Genomic DNA, 18,999 nt, shown 5'->3' with positions numbered 1-18,999 from the left:
GAAATTATAAACAGTTCGCCGAAAGTAAGAGGATATGTCATACAAGGACTTTATGAGAGCCTAGGATAAAGAAGAAATCAGATTAGAGTACTTGAGGGCTTGAACCTAAGAGCATAATCGGGACTTCTTTGAACCAAGCAAGAGTGAAATAATCAATCTGCTTAATTATAAACCACCAAGCAAGGGTTAGGAAGATAAGACCCATGAAAGCTTTGAGTGCAGAGAGGAGGTAGATGACCTGAACTTGAGGCGCCATACGGTTAATAATCCCTAGGAATAGGTCAGACATTAACATGGCTAGAGCTGCGGGTGCACTAAGTTGTATGGTCATAACGAGGCAGAGCTGGCACATCTTGATCATAGTAATCCAAATCGGGGCATGCAGGCTCATCATCTCTGCAGGAAAGAAACTGTGGATAGGGATCACTTCAAGAGTTTGCAATAGAAGAGAAATTACAATGCGGTGACCCCCCACTAACCAAAAAACAATTGTCACAAAGTAGTGGTATAAAATTCCGTGAGGAGAGGTCTGCTCAATAGAAATAAGAGATGTAGCACCTTCTAAACCTTGAATCCCCTGTTGGTTAGTGATGAAAGATCCTGCTGATTGTGCAGCATAAAAGGGAAAGGCTAAAACAAAACCAATCACGATCCCAATAATCATCTCCTTCACAAGTAAAATATAAAAAAGATTGTTATCCATGTAATTCGCGATCTGCGTATCTGCCAAGACTTTTGGAAAGATTACTGCAAGCCAAGAGAGGCCTATGCCAATTTTAATAGGAGAGGGAAAAAGCTTTGCTCCTAGAAAAGGAGCTACAGCAAAAATAGGCAAAAGCCTTGCCAATAAAAGAAGAAAAACTGCCCAAACATACGCTGGAGGGCGTTGAAAGATGTAATCTAAGTAAGCGGAACCGAGGTTGGAAAAAAGCTCTGGTAGAGAAATTCCCATAAGCTTTTTATTTCCATTTGTAGAAGTTTTGGAAAATCTGACCCGCAAAGCGTAAGATCATGTTGCTAAGCCATCCTCCAGAGATCATTAAGGTCCCAAAAATCACGACAAGCTTTACTGCAAAAGCAAAAGTTTGCTCTTGAATTTGTGTTGCTGCCTGGAAGATTGCGACCATAATCCCTACAATCGAAGCTAAGATAATCGGGGGTGCCGAAACAATCAAAATCAGTAATAAGGACTGATAAGAGTACTCAAAAAGAACAGATTTGAAACTAGTTGCGAAGAAAGCTAACACGGCACGTGTCCTTATTTAAAGCTGATCATAAGTCCTTGGAGCAGTAATGTCCATCCGTCTACCATGACTATTAGAAGTAACTTTAAAGGCAACGAAATCGAGAGAGGGGATAACATCATCATCTGCATCGCTACAAGAACATTAGCAGTCACTAAATCAATAACAAAGAAAGGTAGATAGATCAAAACACCAATTTCAAAAGCATTTTTTATCTGCCCCATAATAAAAGCAGGAATAATGATTACGAAATCAGATGCGGTAAGGTGCTCTCGAATTTCTGTAGGGAATGTTTTTTGTGAAATCTTATAAAAACTTTGGATTTGTGCTTTTGGAGTATTGCGAATTAGGAAAGAACGCAAGGGTTCTTTAGATTTATTTAAAGCTACAAAAACTGTTTCAGCACCCTGTGCAGTGAAGAGACTTTGAGGAATCGTATTGGCTTCGATTTCCCTGCGAGCATCTTTATACATAGCCACGCCAGTTGGGAACATGACATAAATAGAAAGGATGAGTGCAATACCATTGAGGACTTGACTGGGAGGTGTTTGTTGCACTCCTAAGGCGTTACGCAAAAGGACTAGAGTAATAATAATCTTTAGATACGAAGTGAGTAACATCACTAAGAAGGGCGAAAGGGCCAAGAAAATTAAGATGATAGCTTGCGTTGTAATGTCTGGATAAGTATCCGAAAAACTTCCATCTGAAAGATGATCTCTTGGGAGAACGTCATCAGCAGCCACTGGGGGTGTGTACGAGGGGGCTGGTGATACAACAGGTTGTTGTACTACACGTACAGGATTAGGATTCGCGGGGGTAGGAGTAGGCTGGCAACGCGAAGGACAGGAGTTTTCATATAGACTGGCATCGGCGAAACAGCATGATGCGCTAAGTGTAAAAAAATAAAGGAAAACTCGAAACATGGATCGCATAATAGTGAATACCCTTATTCTTTCTTATCCTGATCATTAGAGGGAGAGGCAGCATCTGTGGATGATGAAGTCTCAGGTTGTTCATCTACAGGGTTGTTCAGCTTTAGTATAGTCGAGAAAGCTTTTTCTAAGGCATCTAATTGTATATCAAGCTGGGCATTGACGATTCCTGCTTCTGTCTCGATAATGCAACCTCCAGGAGTCACATCTGGTTTTGCTGTCAGAATCAAGGTGTCTGCATACTCTACGATTTTCTTAAGTTCAGGACGACTTTTCTCAACAAGAGGTAAATCTTTGGGATTGACATAGATAATGATATTTTTATTTTGCGTGAGCTCTTTCAATGCTTGAGAAATAATAGAGACAATCGTTTCGGGATGCATTTCGAGTTCCTTCCCAATGATTTTCCTTACGCTGGCAATTGCCAGAGGAACCAATGCTTCTCGTACTCTTGTGCGTAAATTTTTAGTTTCTTCTTGCAAGAAAGCAATTTGCTTGCTCCAAGATTCCGAGCCCTCTTTAAATCCTAGGTCTTTGGCTTCTTGACGAATATGTACACACTGCTCTTTGGTCTCCGCTACATAGGCCTCGCTATCGGTTTTTGTTTTTTCTAGTAGCTCTTTGGCGTCAAGAAAAGCGGAGAAAGCTTCAGGAGACAAAACCTTCTTATTTGGGGAGACATCATCATCTTTAAAAATTAAGCTAAAAAACTTCATCTTTATCATGGCGTAGCATCTTTGAGAGCTATTCATCTCAGAAGAGAAAACGCCGCTCCTTTTTATTGTCGTTTTATTTTTCTATACTTTGTATAAAGCTAAATCTTTATTTATTCAGACTTAATTCAGCTTTTATTTTACTAAGACTTTCATGCATTGTTCTAGGCGGGACTTAAAATAATCCACGTAGGGATGATCATACCATGCTTTTAAAGTCTGCTCGATAATATATGCTCGACCGACATCTAACCTACGTAGAAGATACCATAGAAAAGAAGCGTTTTCTTTTGTTAATGCTTTACCTAAAAACTCTAATCCTTGCTTATGAATGAATTGTCGCAATTCTGTATCGGTAGTCCAAGAAGAAAGAAAATTCGTAGTTTCTAAATGTTTCATAGGATGAGATTGGCAGTAGGTAAGAAATAATTTCTCTGTAGGAGTAAGAGCACTTCTCACTTGTTCAATCACAACCTTATCTAGAATGTGTTTCAACTCTTTAGCAATAGAGTACAGACCTAGACAGTTGATTAAAGTGATCTTTACAGGACCCGTATAGTAAAGTATGGCGTTTGTTGAGGAAGCTGGAAGAAAAATCTCCTCTGTAATTCCACAAGGACGAATCTTTTTACTTAGCATATCTAGGAGATAGAAGGCTCCGAAAGGTGCACAGCGGCGTGTTGCTACAGAGATTCTTGAGAGTAGGGGTAGAATTTCCTGAACCAAAGAATCTGGTAACCACGCTAATAACTGACCCTGTACTTCAGAAGGGAAATCTTTCATAGCAATGGCAATCCAAGAAGGATGAATCGTGGGTAACCAGCTCATAGTATAAGATAAAGACTTTAAGGGAATCTCCTGAGGATGAGGAGATTCAACAAGAAGATTTTTAGGAAGAAACCGAGAGAGGTCATCTTCCTTGGAGTGCTTCATCAAGATGTCTAGAGTTCCAAAAGTGTTGGCAGTCACTAGGCGTCCTCAATTTCGTTGCTTCCTTCTGGAGCATCTTTATCATTAGCTTCAGCATTTTTGCTTTCACTAGGTTGATCTGACTCCTCTTTTTTATCTTTGTCAGCAGCTGTTCCCTCAGCTTTCTTTGCTTCTAAAGCAGTCTTAGCATAGGGGGTAGGATTGAAGAATGCTTTCGTGCCTCCCATAGTCATGATGAGAGTATGAGTTTTCCAAATTACCCAAAGGAGACCACAAGAGATGATAAATAGAATGAGAATCAAACAATAAAAAACGAGACGGAATTTAGTGAGCGAAGACTTAGCAAGAATGATTCCCCAAACGGAGACGTAATCGATTTCTTCTGTTAACCCCCAAGGACCATTAATTGTTATATCACTATAAGCCGCACGGTCACTCACTACGGAGACATTTTCTGGGACAAGTCCTGGAACTGCGCTTGCTACAAGCCGCTTAATTTTGGAGACCATGATGCTGTTCGGATTGTCTAAAACCCCCCGATGCTTAATATAAACAGAGGCTGTTAAAGGAAGATGCTCCTCGTTTTCTGTAGTAAAGGAAATCTGTACTGAGGCATCGACAATGCCGTCCATTTTTCTAATCGTAGAGGCCATTTGTTCTGATAGGCCTTCTTGATAACGGATTTTCTCCTGAAGTTCTGAAGGAACAAGGCCTTGTTTTGCAAAAAGATCTAACAGGCTTGTCCCCTTCATACGGGGAAGACCTGCTTGATTTAAAATTGCAAGGGCCTCTGTGATTTGTGCTGAGGGAACAGCAATATCCCACATTTGCTCGGAAGCTGCTCCAGCTGTAGCCGCTGCAGCTTGGGGTAATTTTTGTGCAGCTACCCCTTTGCTTACCAAAAGTACTACAATCTCATTGGCTTCTCTGCCAGGGAGACCATGTACAATCAAAGACCTACTGTTGCAGCTCGTGCAACAGAACAACGTCATTAGAAAGAAAAAGCAAAAAGAAATAGATCGACGAACCATAATCCACGCACACCTTTTTATTCACCATAACAAAAGGGGGGATTAGTGCCAATCGCGAACGTAAAATGATAATCTTTGTCCTCTTTTTCTTCAAGTTGCGATATTAAAAAATGATTTCATACACATCTCTCAGCAACGTGTTCGAATTATCAAAGGGTTATTTTTTTGAAAACAGGATGGGGACTCTCTATTTTGTATGATATTTTTCAGAGTTTTGTTCCCGAGTTTTTATGAAGTTATCAACTTGAGGTGCGATGAGTATGGGGTTCTCGGATTCCCTCTTTTTTAATTCTTAATGAAAATCTTTGACACTAGTTTTAAGTATTAGAAAAGCAGAAGTTATTAAGATAGCTAGTTAAAAACATTTTTTATTAGAAATAAAGCATTGTTGCGGATATAATTATCTGCCTTAAAACAAGGTGGCTTATGAAAATGTACGAAACACGATTTGATTTTTTGGAGGCAAATAAATATTTCCCACTCATAGTGGACGCCTTTCAATCTACTCGACTGTATGCTTCTACTGAAGATTCCACTAGTTTGGCAGAAGAGGAGTATGCGAGTCCACTTAGTGACGCACTTCTTGTCTGGTTTAACAAAGACGGTACAAATTCCCCTTGCAAAATAACAATTGCCTATATCTGTGATGGAATACTAAAGACTATCCCCCTTGTAAGTGTGTTTTACGGTATAGGACGACTTTGTGCTGTATGGTTCGTCAAAGGTTGCTCAGGCTCTGCCTTTACCAAAATCTATCATACATTTGTTGGCGTTTTAGAAATTCTTGGTTTAGGCATCATTATCCTAGCTTTAAGAATTCTTGTTACCTTGCTTACCTTGCTCTTCCTTGGCTGTATGTTTATAAAAAGTCACCTCAACATTAAATGTTGTAGATAGCAAAGATTATCGTTTTAGCTTTTTTTCTGAGTCTTTCTCCAAGATAGAAAATCATACTTTTCCCACAAAGACTTTAGTGAAGTAGCTTTACAGGAATGCAAAGATTTTGTAAAGACTGAGATTTTTTTGGCTGCCTTCCTCTATAGCGAATCACTCATCTTGCTGTGACTCTTAAAAATAAGCTCGCATCTCCAGAATCAGTTCCTCTACATGTAGGGGAGTTCAGCTTTAAGGAAGCAGGAGGTGTTATCTATTAAATATCAATAGTTGATTTTTATTAATAAAAACATTATAAAGGATATAATTTTCATTACATTTTATTAAAAATGAGGAAAAGTATGCTTATAAAAAGATATGAAACGGCTGACGAATTTTTTGATGCAACTGCAAATTTCCCCTCAATACAGTGCGGGTATCAATTTGTTCGATCGCGTGAAGGCTCTATTTGTGTATTACCAAGTTTTGACTTATCTCTTGTGATCCTTTCGGTACCCGAAGACGTCTCGTGTTCACCTCTCAAAGCAACAGCTTTTACGATCATTACTCGTGTAATAGAGAGTATCCCCATTGTAGCTGCATTTTACGGTATAGGACGACTTTGTGCTGTGTGGTGCGTCAAAGGTTTCCCAGGCTCTACCTTTACGAAAATCTATCATACATTTGTTGCCGCTTTACAAATTCTTGGTTTAGGGATCATTACGCTAATTTTAAGAATTCTTTTTACTGTGTTTACCCTTCCGATAATCTTTTGCTGGCTACGTTTTGCTCCAGATCAACTTGAGGATGATACTTTCAACAATGATACTTTCAACGAAGGTATTATTGCCAACAACGCCGTCTTTCCTTAATAGAAAGGCGTTTAAAGCTGCACAAGCAAGTCGCTATTTTTAAAGAGGGGGCCCTTGTTCTTGTCGCCTTATCGAAATGAGGAGATCAAAATTGTTTGCGAACCTTTCTTTTGATTAGACTAGCTTTGAATACAGGAAGATAGAGGCGGTTTGATTTTGTGTTATTCAGACTTCTCTTTAATAAGGTCGGGACACGAGGAAACCCCCTCTCGGGTTTTGGCATCCATGGTTCCTTCCTGTTTATCGAGCCTTCCTATTTAGGTATTTTTCATGGTTTCAGTTGTGGCTGCTGGCTATATGGTTTGAAACATGCGTAGGATCCGCTGCACTGCAAAATTTCGCATACGTTCATAGGTTTTTAAAGTTCTTGGTTTAGGAATCATTATGCTAGCTTTAAGAATTCTTGTTAGTCTTTTTCTCTTTCCGATAATCTTTTGCTGTCAACGTTTTGCTGCGAATCGATCAAGTACTCCAGCCACCGTCCCCGTTCCTTAACAGAAAGGGGTTTAAAGCTGCACAAGCAAGTCGCTATTTTTAAAGAGGGGGCCGTTGTTCTTGTCGCCTTATCGAAATGAGGAGATCAAAATTGTTTGCGAACTTTTCTTTTGATTAGACTAGCTTTGAATACAGGAAGATAGAGGTGATTTGATCTTGTGTTATTCAGACTTCTCTTTAATAAGGTCGGGACGAGGAAACCCTCTCTCGGTTTTGGCATCCATGGTTCCGTCCTGTTTATCGAGCCTTCTTATTTAAGTATTTTTCATGGTTTCGGTTGGCTGCTGGCTATATGGTTTGAAACATGCGTAGGATCGGCTGCACTGCAAAATTTCCCATACGTTCATAGGTTTTTAAAGTTCTTAGTTTGGGAATTGTTATAGCAGCCTTAAGAATTCAGATACCGTCTCTTTTGATGCCATTTCTAACTTTTGGGTTGTGCCTGCTGCTTGTATAGAGAACAGCATCTCATCTGATCAAAATATGACAAATCATCGAAGATAGTTGGTTTGGTAACTGGTTCTTAGATATATGAATCGTATAAAGATGAGCTTTTGTGAGCACTACCGTGCTTTTCTAAGCTGATGCTTTCTCTTGTATAGAAGTTAACACCATATCAGCATTAAAACTAGATCGTACAAAAGGTCCTGCATAGACAAAAAGACCCATAGCTTCTCCGATTCGGCGGTAATAATCAAAAGTCTCTGGAGTCACGTAACTTTTGACGGGGATATGCCTACGGGAAGGACGTAAGTATTGGCCTATAGTAACAATACGAACTCCTACTGACGCTAGATCTTTGAGAGTCTGCTTGACTTCTCCTTCAGTTTCGCCTAATCCTACCATGATACCAGATTTAATTTTAAGATTAGGGAGGTAGTTTGCGGCCTGTTCTAACATGAACATAGACCTGGTGTAAGTGGCTTTATGCCTTACTAGAGGCGAGAGCCTCTCTATAGTTTCGACATTGTGATTATAAATAGTAATATTAGAATTCAAAAGGGTGTGCAGAGCAGAAACATTACCTTGAAAATCAGAAGCAAGAACTTCTATAGAAGCTTGAGGAAGTTCTTCGTGTAACTTTTGAATGATGTTGACTAAACCCTGTGCACCCCCATCTTTAAGGTCGTCGCGAGCTACCATCGTGATCACAATATGTTTCAAATTCATCTCTTTAGCTGAAGAAGCAATACGCTCGGGTTCTGTAGGATCTAAGGATGGGGGGCATTTAGAATACCCAATATTACAAAAACCGCAGCGCCGGGTACAGGTATCGCCAAGAGCTAGGTATGTGGCGGTTTTACGAGACCAACATTCGGCTCTATTAGGGCAGAGGGCTTCTTCGCATACTGTCGGCATTCCTGATCGTTTTATTGTAGCATCCGTAGAGTGAAATACAGAACCTTGTGGCAAAGGTCTTTGTAACCATTTAGGAAAGCGCTCGGGGAGTTTTTTTCGAACGACAGTTTCGTCTGTATTTGAATTTGTCCTAGATTTCATGACTTAGGAGGAAGGTGTAAAGGGTGGTTTGTAGCAAGTAAAGCGCCTTCGGCCCAAACTTCAGAGAGTGTTGGATGGGCATGAATTGTTTCATATACGCAAGGTAAAGTGAGCTCGTTGCGGATTGCTAAGGTCATCTCTCCAATTAATGATGAGGCATGGGGTCCTATGACATAAGCTCCGAGTATCTGCTGGGTATTTTCATGACTCACAATGGCAGCAAAACCATCAGCTTCTCCCAAAGCAACAGCTTTTCCAATTGCTTTAAAAGGAAATTTCGTTAGCTTTGCGGGGAGATTTTGTTGTTTGGCTGCTTGTAAAGATAGACCTACCATAGCAACTTCTGGCTGGGTAAAGATTACAGAAGGTACGGCCGAATAATCCATGATTTCGTTATATCCAGAAGCATTTTTCCCAGCAATCATGCCTTGGTGGGAAGCTACATGAGCGAGTAACCACTTTCCTGTGATGTCCCCAATAGCATAGATATTTGGAACATTGGTGCGCATCGTTTCATCAACAGGAATCACACCACGATCATCCCGGATAACTCCAGCATTATCAAGGCCTATACTCGCCGTATTAAATTGTCGACCAATAGCCACCAAGACGTAATCAAACGCTTCCACTTGACCATTGACAGTAATATGAACGTGATTTTGAGTTTCCTCCATTAGAGAGATAGAGGCTTTTGTAAGAATCCTAATTCCTTGTTTGGTAAATTTATCGGTTACAGCTTTAGAAACTTCTGTATTGTTAACTTCCAGAATATGATCCAGAGCTTCTATGATAGTAATCTCAACTTCTAAAGTGTGGAATAGAGAAGCAAATTCACAGCCGATAACGCCACCACCAATAATGGCAAGCTTTTTGGGGAGAGTCGCAAGATCTAAGATCCCTGTGGAACTTAAAATTCTAGATGAGAAGGGAACCCCTGGGAAAGGACGTGGTTCCGATCCTGTAGCTAGGATAATCTGTTTAGTTTTGACTAGGGTAGTGTCTTGGCCAACAACTTTAACTTCTGTGGACGATGCTAGAGATCCTCTTCCTTTTAAGACAGTGATCTTGTTACTCTGGATTAATCCTTCTAAGCCTTGGCGGATCCCTTGGATGACAGTATTTTTTCTTTTTGTCATAGCGGGATAGTTGATTGTATAACCATCGATATGGATGCCGAACTGTTCTGCATGCTTAATTTGAGAAACAACATTTGCTCCAGCAATGAGTGCTTTTGAAGGAATGCATCCGCGATTTAAGCAGGTTCCTCCAGCTTGGTTTTCTTCAATAAGAGTAGTCCGCAGTCCTGATTGTGCAGCAGTGATTGCGGCAACATAGCCTCCAGGTCCCGCACCAATAACAACACAGTCAAACTCTTGGGTCATAGTTTCATTCTCACTTTATTCAGGATTCCAAAAAGAACCACCTTCATAAATGCATGCATCTTATTAAGAAGAGGAACTTATCCTTATTTTAGACTTAAAGATTAATTTTCAGCATTGCTTTTTTCTGCGCTGGTTCTACGTTGAACCCTGGACCTATATCCAGAAAAAGCTAAAATGAACTTAGTAAATATTGTTTTCTTTTTTAATATCCAGAAGTATACTTGCGGTAATGGCATTTTAGCGACAAAGGAGTCGTGATTCATAATTGATGAGAACGTCTTCATTTTAGAACAGGCTCTTTAAATGCACAAGTTTATGGGCAGAATGCCATAACTTAACCCCACAGAGGGCATAGTTGATAGCAATTGATGAGGAAGAATGTATTTTCCCTCATGATCATGAAGAAAGTGAAAGATGCCTATGCCATTTGCTAAAGAGACAGAAATGCAGCGGACGTGTTGGAAGTGTGAGGGGAGTGTATCTATGCACGTGCCTCAGTGCCCCTATTGCAGTGCCTTTCTTCAAGATCCCCCAGTATCTTCAGGAGGGTTTTCTTCTTGCCATATTTCCTTCCCAGAAGGAGCCTCTAAAGAAGAAGCCGAAGATTTATTCGCGGTCTCTTCAGAAGATTGGGAAGCTGTTCTTGGTGATCAGAATCATGCCCAGGAAACTAATAAACAAGCAATTTCCGATTGGACATGGCTACAGTCTTGGCCTATTGCAGCCTTATTTTTAGGTATAGGTTTATTGGCATTTGCCTTTCTTATTCTTCTTTTTTCTACAGATAGCGGACTGGTTTTAACTTGGCCTAAAAATCGAGCCTATGCTTACGGTATAGTGGGTGCTTTAGTCACCTATCGTGGGTATCGTAAGCTTTCTCCTTAATCACAACTAAACATGTAGCCTCTAGTTAAGAATCCTCAATAGGTATCGAATTAGGAGTTTCATCTTCTGAGAGAGGATCTTCGTCTGTAGTTCCGCGCTCGTCTTTATAAGATAGTATTGTTAGGAGATCTTCTCGATTCAACATGTGTAGGATATTAGAATCTTGAGAGGCGATTACTTTGTCCAATAGGCGAATTTTTTTCTCAATTAAATAATGGATTCGTTCTTCGAGTGTGTCTTCAGTAATAAGCTTATAGATAAAGACGGTATTTTTCTGGCCAATCCGGTGCACACGGTCTAGGGCTTGGTTTTCTTTGGCAGGATTCCACCAGCGATCATACATAATCACCACATTGCCCGCAGTCAGGTTAATTCCTGTTCCTGCCGCAAGTAGCGACCCAACAAACACTTGACACTTAGGATCTGTAGTAAATGTTTCAATTTCTTCCTTCCGATTCAGAGATTTTCCTTGAATCGAAGCGTACTTCACACCAATTTCTTCAAGATAGAGGGTAATGATGCGAATCATATGGATATATTGTGAGAAGACCACAACTTTGTATCCAGCATTTAAAGATTCTTTAAGGAGTTTGATGAAAGCATTCCATTTTCCGGATTCATAGTTTTTATATTGATCTGGTTCTTTGAAAAAGACTGCGGGGTGATCACAAATCTGCTTAAGATGGTTTAGGAGAGCAAAAATATGTAGAAAATTCGTAGGGGGTTCTTCAGGGACTTCAAGCTGTTGAATATGACTTTTTTCTCTTTGCAAGGTCGCCATGTATAACTTTTCTTGATCTGGAGATAACGAACAAGCAATGATAGATTCCACTTTATCAGGAAGCTCAGGAAGTACCAGTTTTTTTGTCCGTCTAAGGATAAAAGGGCGCGTGAGCTTTAATAAAAGATCTTGGGAAGGGATAATCTCTTCCAACTCTTCAGAAGAACATCGTTTAGTAAATAGCTTTTTGAATAAAGTATCAGAGGGAAGATAGTTTGGTAAGATAATGTCCAAAAGTCCTTTAAACTCGAGTAGATTATTCTCTATTGGAGTTCCTGTAAGGCCTAGCTTCATCTGAGCGTCTATCCGACAGAGAATTTTATGAATTTGGCTACTCTTGTTTTTAGCCATGTGGATCTCATCGAAGACGACAATGGTGAACGCTATTTTGTAAAACTTATCGTAATTTTGTCTTAGCGTTCCGTAAGAAGTTAGCAAAATGTCCGCAGGAGGTAGGAAATTCGGTTTGTTTGGCCCGTGAAAGGCAAAAATGCTCACGCCAGGAAGATGATTACTTAGAATATGCTCCCAATGTGGCAATACACTTGTTGGGCATACAATTAAAAATTTAGGGCGAGCCGAGGGTTGTGATGACTGAAATACGATATCGAGTAAAGCTGTAGCTTGATGTGTCTTCCCTAATCCCATTTCGTCACAGAGAAGCCCTGAGAGTCTGTGATTGTATAAGAACCATAGCCAGAGTAAGCCACTGTTTTGATAGGGGCGGAGTTGATGGTCTGAAGAAAAGAGATTTTGTGGAATCGGAGGTAAACATGCTGCTTTTAACTGTGAGAAAAATTGCAAATCTTCAGGACTCGCTAAAGTATCATCGGTTACTGATAGTGGAGCTAGAGCATCTAATTTGAAGATGTCGGTAATATTCGCTATGATAATGCTCTCAGCGATCACACATTTCTGTGCAGATAGGAATTGTTGTAAAAATTGAAACAGGTTTTGTTTCAGATCTAAAAAGCCAGCTTGTGTAAATAGGTAGGTATGTTTGCTTTTCAAGCCTTGTAAAGCAATTCCTATCGGAATAGATCCAAGGTTTGTCTTCAGATCCAATTGCAAATGGAGAGGAGAGGCGGGGTGGGGCCGGTGAATAGACTGAATAATTAATTCATAACTTTCTGGGGGACGTGTCTGCGGATCTGGAAATAAAATGCGATCATGCTGCGCATATTGTGCAAGAAACTGCGGAACATTTTCAGGTGGGACTACTCTAGGTAGAGAACATAGCCCTTGTAGAGGCGTAGGAATCAAAGAGAATCCTATATTTTCACGATATAGGAATACACCAAAAAGCCGACAATGGCTTTCCTCTATACCAACAAGAATCGGCTTGAGATCGAGTCCTTTTCCACGAGATTGCCTGTGAACTTCGATAAGAAGGTCTTTTAAATTCGGGGAAGATGAAAAAAAATTTGGGAGACGTCGTAGTGCTGCATCATTCTTTATAATGAAGGCGGGGATATCTTGGGGTTCTACAATGAGTCCATCTTGAATAGGCAAATCGTTTTTCTTCTGCAGAAAGAAACCTTGATTTGTGTAGTAGGTCCATGTGCCGAAACGTATTTCTGTAGAGGAGGGATCGCCGACATCATAGTGAAATAATAAAACCCCTTGTTCTGTAACATTATAAATAAGATGACCTTGCGGGCGTTCATGTATAAATGTTTGGAATCCAGGCTCTTGAATTAGATGCCCCATTTCATAGAGGAAGTCTTCAACTTGTTCAGACTTAATTATAAACGACTGTTTTGGAGATAGCATACCCGAGACTTGCATCAAACCTTTGGTAGGGCTGTAACAATAGTTTGGGTAAATCAGACTTCCGTTGTCTAAATCTCCAGGATTTGTGAGATAAGCGGAAAATGTGAATGAGGCATCGCGTAGAAGGTGGATATCATAGTGTAAGGGGTGTTCTACGGAATTGTAACAGAGCAGGGGAAGTAGCTGATTTTTAACTTCAGGATTGAGCAAAGGAATGGCATAAATGGGGAGAGCAATTTCTTGAGGGGCTGCTACCAGTTCGTGTGTTCTTGCAACATATCCTACAGAACCTATTTTAGTAATAGGATGATCTGTAGAGTCTTTTTTACTGATTAGAGGATGTAATATGAAATTGACTTTAGCTTCCTCTGGGGAGACCGTGACGTTTGTGATGCTAATGTTGTGATGTACGTTTTTTAAAGATGTACGGGCCAGTTCAAGCTTAGGAAATATTGCTTCTAATGTAGGAAAATCTAGAATTTCTGCTTTAAAAACAAGACCTTTCCATTGGAGAGAAAAATGAGAAGGGAAGCCCTGAGAATTTTCTCCTACTGTAAGCTCAGCTCCTTCTTCATTTAAGAAAAAGAGTTTTTTCGCAGCGCGATAGAGATTGGACTGTGAGAAAGTTTTCTTTGTAAATACCGTAGGTTCTTCAGAAGCATGAATGATACGGAGCCACTCTTGGAACACCTCTTCCGAAAGACATCCTATTTCTAAGGTAATATGAGGACATTCGAGAGTATAGACCATCTTTCCTTGAGCCTGTAATGAAATGGACTCTAGAAAAAAGTGAGAAAAGACTGCATACCAAAACGAATGACGGAATTTGTGGTGTAAGGGGCGTAATCCTAAAGCGTCGTAGACGGCAAAATATGCTGTCATAAGGTGCGAACAACACTCACCATCAGGACAACTACAAGAAGCAAACGTTAACCTATCAATGTCTTGAAGCTTTAAAGTGCTTAACCAATAGCCCTCTGGAGCATCTTCATCAGGAATACGTATCGTGTAATTATCCTCAGAAAAGTCTACAATAATCTCCTGACGGTGCTTAAGGAGATACTGCATTGCATCCTGTCGAAAGATGGCTAATGCTTCTAACACCATAATATTATGCTAACAACCCTTTACTGTTTTAATTTACTAATTTTAGAACAATTGTAAGAGAGAGGGTTAAATAAAACAAGACTGCGGAGTAACGGAAGTTCCATAACTTGTAGGCAATGTTGCCACAAGCCAATGCAATTAAAGCTGGATAGCTAAGTTGTAGCAAAGGCAAGAGCAGGTGGCTTATGGTTTCAAAATTTAAAATAGAAATGAAATATGTAGGGATTAGAGTGCAAATTACGGCTGTGGCGTAGTTTAATTTCTTAAAGGAAACTACGCGAGCTAGAAAGTCGGCAACAATACCTACTAAAGCAATTTCTGTTGTTAGACACGCAATAAAGACACTTACTCCTGTAAGAATGCTATTTGGCCCCAGTGCAATAGCGGAGATCCTTCCAAGAATATGACCTTTACTTACATTCACAAGTAAGCTGGCATGACGTGCGGCAGATAAAACAAATCCAAGATAGGTGCATCCTAATAAGATGGCAGCAAGCAAGAACCCTAAAACTAAGGAACGTTTATTTTTTTTACTAATCCCTTGGAAATTGAGAGGGACTTCTTCAGCTGTAGGATGCTTCTCTTCAGCCATAAGCTGACGTAAAGAGATCAAAACGATGGAGCAGAAGAAAAACGCTGCAAGTAAATCCATAGTATTGAAACCTTCAATGAATCCTGCAAACCAAGCTTGAGATCTGTCTGGACTAAACTCTTGAATCATGGGGTGTTCGGGAATAATAAAACTACGGATGATCACCCAAAGTAAGGTAACCAACATAACAGGGAAAAATACAGAGCCCAGCCACTGAATTAAGCGGCTTAGCTTGCATGAAAAGAGATAGATAAGTACACAGCAAATCCCACTAAAAATAGGCAGAGAAGGAATGAGTGCGCTCTTAGACTCAGATAGTGAAATCAATGTAGCATGAGATACCGCAATGGCTCGCGGAATTCCCCCAAAGGGACCAATCAGAAGTAGAATGGCTACAATAAAAATCATTCCAGGAATTCTTCCTATAGAGAAAAAGAATTTCTGATAGTCCCCAGAATAGAACAACATGCTGACCAAACCTAGAAGAGGAACGCATACAGCGGTAAGCATCATGCCAAAATAGGCAAACCAGGGATGAGCATTATAGTGGAATCCGAGGGCTAGGGGAAAGACAATATTGCCAGCTCCAAAGAACATAGCGAAAATAGATCCTCCAATAGACCAAATGGACAAATTTTTTTTATTATTGGTTTTATCAGGTGTGTTTTTTTTCATTTTTTAAATAAAGTCGTGATAGTAAAGTGCTGAGTGAATTAGTTTAAAGAATTATTATCTTAGAAATCAAACGATTTTGAGTGGCAGTCAGTTTTTATTATACTGCGAGACAAAAGGGAAAGTTAGGACCTCTTAAGAAGTTTGCAACTCTAAATTTATATAATTTTTTATAACAAAGCGGTTTTCTACGTACGAGTGCTAAGCGCCTCTTTTTGCAAGAAACGAACATATAGGGCAATTGTGAATTTTATGGTTTAAAGCAGGACAATATTGTCGTGCATAGTAGATGAGTTGCAGATGCAGTTTTGGTGAATTATCGTTCCCAAAAAAGCGAACCAGATCTTTTTCGGCAGCCGAAGGGCTTTTCTTATCAGAAATTTTCCATCGCTGCGCTAAACGCAAAATGTGAGTGTCCACAGGGAATGTAGATTTTCCGTAGGCGATGCCAAGAAAAACCGAAGCTGTTTTTCTGCCGACTCCTGGAAGTTGTGTGAGAAGAGCCATCTCATTAGGAGGTTCTCCATAAAAATCGTTCACTAAAAATTGAGACAATTCATAAATATAGGCGGCTTTTCTCTCTCCAAGACCGCAAGGGGCAATTAGCTTGTAAAGCCTTTCTGGAGGCAAATTTAAAATAGATTGTGCGTCTGGAGCTTCTGAAAAGAGTTGAGGAGTGACAGAATTTACCGCTTTGTCCGTAGAATTTCCAGATAAGAGAATAGCAATCAGGAGTTGGAAAGGCGTAGACCATCCTTTTAGAGATGGTTTTGGGTTGGGAAATAGCGAGTTTAGTGTCGTGAGAATAAATTTTTTCATGGGGAACTATTTTCCAATACAAAATTTACTAAAAATTTCCCCTAAAATAGTTTCAGTAACTTCTTTCCCTGAAAGAGTCCCGATAGATTGAAGGGCCTGCCTTAAATCTAAAGCAGTGATTTCTGGAGGTTGGAGATGTAGGTTTTTCTGCGCTTCTCCCAGATATTGAGCAACTTCTTGTAAAATAGTGTGATGGCGAGAAGCAACTAAGAAAACTTTAGAGGTTTTCCCTGCCTCTTGTTTTTGCATCCATTGGCCTAAAGCTTGTTTAACTTCAGCAAGCCCTTCTCCAGTTTTTGCTGAGACTGCAAATTGAGGGAGCGAGGTGTCTAGGAATCGAGGGGGATTGAGATCGGCTTTATTCCATAAAAGGAACGAAGGCTTGGCAAAAAGAATTTTAGGAAGCTCTGCTGGAGGCCGAGTAGCATCTAATACCCAAAGGATCCCTTCTGCTTCTTCCATAGCAGAAAGAGCTCTTTCAATGCCCTCTCTTTCGATATCGTTGTGTGTTGTTCTTTGCCCTGCTGTATCCATCAGCCAGATGCGCTTGCCTTGCAAAAGCCACTGTTCCTCTAAGATATCACGTGTGGTTCCAGGAATATGATTCACGATAGCACGATTTTTTTGAAGGAATGCATTGAGTAGAGAGGATTTCCCTACGTTAGGTTCGCCTGCGAGAATCAAACTTGTGCCTTGAGCGAGTCTTTGTCCCTCATCAAAACTGGAAATGAAATCCACGACAATATTCAGAGCACTTTGAATCTTTTCCTGAGGGACAATGAGTTCTGGCTGTGCTTCTTCAGGAAAGTCGCCCAAGACTTCCAGAAAAGCTAGTGCTTCGATAATCAACGTGTGCACTTCTTGAATTTTTTTAGAAAAATTTCCTTGAAAATGACTCTGAGCAATCCGAAACGCATCTACATTTTCCGCAACAATGAGATTTTGAATAGCCTCTGCTTGAACGAGATCGATTTTTCCATTTAGAAAAGCTCGTTGAGAGAATTCTCCAGGTAGCGCGGGACGGGCGCCCGAAGCAATTAAAGCGTCTAAAATTTGGGAACAGGCAAAAAACCCTCCATGACACTGAAATTCGACCACATCTTCTCCAGTGAAAGATCGAGGAGCACGCATAAGGAGGAGAAGGGCTTGATCGATTAAGATTCCTTCAAAAATCACTTGTCCAAGATGTAGGGTATGAGAAGCAAAATCAGGCACGGATCCAGAAAAAATACGATCGGCAATAACAATCGCTTGTGAGCCAGAAAGCCGTACAACAGCAATACTTCCTTCTCCTGGAGGCGTGGCAATGGCAGCAATAGTATCGTGCTTTAGCATAAAAATAGAAAGGTTAAAGAAACTTTGGGATAGAATACCAAGTTTTAGATTAAAGAGGTGAAAGGTGTTTTGATGAATATGAAGGCTAATTCAATTGGCATATTTTCATTAATCTTTTTATAATTTCTTTTTACCGTTTCTAGAGGTCTTGTGCAGAAGCCCCAATATATTGATAGACTTACCAAAAAAAAAGTAATAGAACCTATATTTTATGAAAAAACAATGTTGTTCCTATACAACTCTAAATTAGGCAAAAAACTCTCAGTATTTCTATCAACACACCCTATATTTTCTCGAATTTATGGCTGGCTTCAAAGGTGCTCGTGGACACGTCGACAAATTCGCCCCTTCATGACCCGATATAAAATTTCTGAAAAAGAATTAACAAAACCTGTTTGCGAATTCACCTCCTTCAACGATTTTTTTACCCGGAAGTTGAAATCCAAAGCTCGCCCCATTGTTGACGGGAATGAGGTGTGCATCACCCCTGTCGATGGACGTTACCTTGTCTATCGTAATGCTTCGGAATTCGATGAATTTATTGTTAAATCAAAATCCTTTTCATTACCTAAGCTTTTAGGAGATCATGAATTAACAAAGTTATATGCTCATGGCAGTATTATTTTTGCTCGCCTTGCTCCCTTTGATTATCATCGATTCCATTTTCCCTGTGATTGCATCCCTCAAAAGACTCGTTATGTGAATGGAGCGCTTTTCTCAGTTCATCCTTTAGCTGTTAAAGACAATTTCATTTTATTTTGTGAAAATAAACGCACTGTTACTGTTCTTGAAACAGAGCGGTTCGGCAACATTCTCTATTTAGAAGTTGGAGCTCTTAATGTAGGCTCCATTGTACAAACATTCTCTCCAAACAAAACCTATGCTAAAGGGTCAGAGAAGGGCTTTTTTGCTTTTGGTGGCTCTACAGTAATCTTGCTCTTTTTGCCTAACGCTATACGATTCGATAATGATCTTTTGAAGAATTCCCGTATGGGTTTTGAAACCCGCTGTCTTATGGGACAGTCGTTAGGCAGGTCTCAGAGAGAAGAAAGTTAGAGACTTT

Annotated in this window: 16 protein-coding genes; 4 read left to right on the top strand and 12 right to left on the bottom strand. The window is 40.1% G+C overall.

Annotation, left to right across the window (positions count from 1 at the left end; translation table 11 throughout):
• Window positions 1-82: 82 nt before the first annotated feature.
• The 6 genes from CMV32_RS02260 to sctJ all read right to left on the bottom strand — a co-directional run bounded on the left by CMV32_RS02260 (window position 83) and on the right by sctJ (window position 4,850).
• Window positions 83-952: an EscT/YscT/HrcT family type III secretion system export apparatus protein gene (locus tag CMV32_RS02260; RefSeq protein WP_100934298.1), complete on the bottom strand. Its 870-nt coding sequence runs from the start codon at window positions 950-952 to the stop codon at window positions 83-85.
• Between the two features lie 7 nt (window positions 953-959).
• A complete protein-coding gene (gene sctS, locus CMV32_RS02255; protein ID WP_010883461.1) occupies window positions 960-1,247 on the bottom strand; it encodes a type III secretion system export apparatus subunit SctS in 288 nt (95 codons plus the stop codon).
• An 11-nt stretch (window positions 1,248-1,258) separates the two neighbouring features.
• Window positions 1,259-2,176: a type III secretion system export apparatus subunit SctR gene (gene sctR / locus CMV32_RS02250; RefSeq protein WP_100934297.1), complete on the bottom strand. Its 918-nt coding sequence runs from the start codon at window positions 2,174-2,176 to the stop codon at window positions 1,259-1,261.
• 14 nt (window positions 2,177-2,190) lie between these two features.
• Window positions 2,191-2,892, bottom strand: coding sequence for an HrpE/YscL family type III secretion apparatus protein (locus tag CMV32_RS02245; RefSeq protein ID WP_100934355.1), 702 nt, complete (start codon window positions 2,890-2,892; stop codon window positions 2,191-2,193).
• Window positions 2,893-3,024: 132 nt separating this feature from the next.
• Entirely contained in the window at window positions 3,025-3,858 is an 834-nt protein-coding gene (locus CMV32_RS02240; RefSeq protein ID WP_100934296.1) for a PI-PLC domain-containing protein, read from the bottom strand.
• Window positions 3,858-4,850 carry a type III secretion system inner membrane ring lipoprotein SctJ gene (gene sctJ, locus CMV32_RS02235; protein ID WP_100934295.1) on the bottom strand — a complete coding sequence of 331 codons (993 nt, stop codon included), beginning with the start codon at window positions 4,848-4,850 and terminating at the stop codon, window positions 3,858-3,860. The genes CMV32_RS02240 and sctJ overlap by 1 nt, the downstream gene beginning before the upstream one ends.
• A gap of 426 nt (window positions 4,851-5,276) precedes the next feature.
• On the opposite strand from sctJ, the gene CMV32_RS02230 reads away from it, so the two are divergent.
• Window positions 5,277-5,747: a hypothetical protein gene (locus CMV32_RS02230; protein WP_100934294.1), complete on the top strand. Its 471-nt coding sequence runs from the start codon at window positions 5,277-5,279 to the stop codon at window positions 5,745-5,747.
• A gap of 338 nt (window positions 5,748-6,085) precedes the next feature.
• Complete coding sequence (locus tag CMV32_RS02225; RefSeq protein WP_100934293.1) at window positions 6,086-6,595, top strand: hypothetical protein; 510 nt, start codon at window positions 6,086-6,088, stop codon at window positions 6,593-6,595.
• A 1,071-nt stretch (window positions 6,596-7,666) separates the two neighbouring features.
• Here CMV32_RS02225 and lipA read toward each other — a convergent pair.
• Window positions 7,667-8,590 carry a lipoyl synthase gene (lipA, locus tag CMV32_RS02220; RefSeq protein ID WP_100934292.1) on the bottom strand — a complete coding sequence of 308 codons (924 nt, stop codon included), beginning with the start codon at window positions 8,588-8,590 and terminating at the stop codon, window positions 7,667-7,669.
• Entirely contained in the window at window positions 8,587-9,972 is a 1,386-nt protein-coding gene (lpdA, locus tag CMV32_RS02215; protein ID WP_100934291.1) for a dihydrolipoyl dehydrogenase, read from the bottom strand. Before lpdA ends, lipA begins: the two co-directional genes overlap by 4 nt.
• 420 nt (window positions 9,973-10,392) lie before the next feature.
• On the opposite strand from lpdA, the gene CMV32_RS02210 reads away from it, so the two are divergent.
• The gene (locus tag CMV32_RS02210; RefSeq protein ID WP_100934354.1) at window positions 10,393-10,857 is read left to right on the top strand and encodes a hypothetical protein; all 465 of its coding nucleotides are present in this window, start codon (window positions 10,393-10,395) and stop codon (window positions 10,855-10,857) included.
• 25 nt (window positions 10,858-10,882) lie between these two features.
• Here the strand turns inward: CMV32_RS02210 and CMV32_RS02205 are convergent, their stop codons facing one another.
• The 4 genes from CMV32_RS02205 to mnmE form a co-directional block, all read right to left on the bottom strand.
• Window positions 10,883-14,518, bottom strand: coding sequence for a DEAD/DEAH box helicase (locus CMV32_RS02205; protein WP_100934290.1), 3,636 nt, complete (start codon window positions 14,516-14,518; stop codon window positions 10,883-10,885).
• A gap of 28 nt (window positions 14,519-14,546) precedes the next feature.
• Window positions 14,547-15,785 (bottom strand): branched-chain amino acid transport system II carrier protein, encoded by a 1,239-nt coding sequence (gene brnQ / locus CMV32_RS02200; RefSeq protein ID WP_100934289.1) that lies wholly within the window; start codon window positions 15,783-15,785, stop codon window positions 14,547-14,549.
• 198 nt (window positions 15,786-15,983) lie between these two features.
• A complete protein-coding gene (locus tag CMV32_RS02195; protein WP_100934288.1) occupies window positions 15,984-16,601 on the bottom strand; it encodes an endonuclease III domain-containing protein in 618 nt (205 codons plus the stop codon).
• A 6-nt stretch (window positions 16,602-16,607) separates the two neighbouring features.
• Window positions 16,608-17,936: a tRNA uridine-5-carboxymethylaminomethyl(34) synthesis GTPase MnmE gene (gene mnmE, locus CMV32_RS02190; RefSeq protein ID WP_100934287.1), complete on the bottom strand. Its 1,329-nt coding sequence runs from the start codon at window positions 17,934-17,936 to the stop codon at window positions 16,608-16,610.
• 150 nt (window positions 17,937-18,086) lie between these two features.
• Between mnmE and CMV32_RS02185 the strand changes: the two genes are divergently transcribed.
• Window positions 18,087-18,992, top strand: a complete 906-nt coding sequence (locus CMV32_RS02185) for a phosphatidylserine decarboxylase (protein ID WP_100934286.1) — start codon at window positions 18,087-18,089, stop codon at window positions 18,990-18,992.
• Window positions 18,993-18,999 lie beyond the last annotated feature (7 nt).

Origin of the sequence: Candidatus Chlamydia corallus (assembly GCF_002817655.1) — a bacterium.
In the GTDB taxonomy this organism is placed as follows: domain Bacteria; phylum Chlamydiota; class Chlamydiia; order Chlamydiales; family Chlamydiaceae; genus Chlamydia; species Chlamydia corallus.
The sequence above is the reverse complement of the archived record's forward strand: the minus strand, read 5'-3'. Positions and strand labels throughout refer to the sequence as shown.

Bases quoted from the DNA above. Each gene is read 5' to 3' on its own strand.
- CMV32_RS02260 (WP_100934298.1), bottom strand. From the start codon at position 952: ATGGGAATTTCTCTACCAGAGCTTTTTTCCAACCTCGGTTCCGCTTAC.
- sctR (WP_100934297.1), bottom strand. From the start codon at position 2,176: ATGCGATCCATGTTTCGAGTTTTCCTTTATTTTTTTACACTTAGCGCA.
- CMV32_RS02245 (WP_100934355.1), bottom strand. From the start codon at position 2,892: ATGAAGTTTTTTAGCTTAATTTTTAAAGATGATGATGTCTCCCCAAAT.
- sctJ (WP_100934295.1), bottom strand. From the start codon at position 4,850: ATGGTTCGTCGATCTATTTCTTTTTGCTTTTTCTTTCTAATGACGTTG.
- CMV32_RS02230 (WP_100934294.1), top strand. From the start codon at position 5,277: ATGAAAATGTACGAAACACGATTTGATTTTTTGGAGGCAAATAAATAT.
- CMV32_RS02225 (WP_100934293.1), top strand. From the start codon at position 6,086: ATGCTTATAAAAAGATATGAAACGGCTGACGAATTTTTTGATGCAACT.
- lipA (WP_100934292.1), bottom strand. From the start codon at position 8,590: ATGAAATCTAGGACAAATTCAAATACAGACGAAACTGTCGTTCGAAAA.
- lpdA (WP_100934291.1), bottom strand. From the start codon at position 9,972: ATGACCCAAGAGTTTGACTGTGTTGTTATTGGTGCGGGACCTGGAGGC.
- CMV32_RS02210 (WP_100934354.1), top strand. From the start codon at position 10,393: ATGCCATTTGCTAAAGAGACAGAAATGCAGCGGACGTGTTGGAAGTGT.
- CMV32_RS02205 (WP_100934290.1), bottom strand. From the start codon at position 14,518: ATGGTGTTAGAAGCATTAGCCATCTTTCGACAGGATGCAATGCAGTAT.
- brnQ (WP_100934289.1), bottom strand. From the start codon at position 15,785: ATGAAAAAAAACACACCTGATAAAACCAATAATAAAAAAAATTTGTCC.
- CMV32_RS02195 (WP_100934288.1), bottom strand. From the start codon at position 16,601: ATGAAAAAATTTATTCTCACGACACTAAACTCGCTATTTCCCAACCCA.
- mnmE (WP_100934287.1), bottom strand. From the start codon at position 17,936: ATGCTAAAGCACGATACTATTGCTGCCATTGCCACGCCTCCAGGAGAA.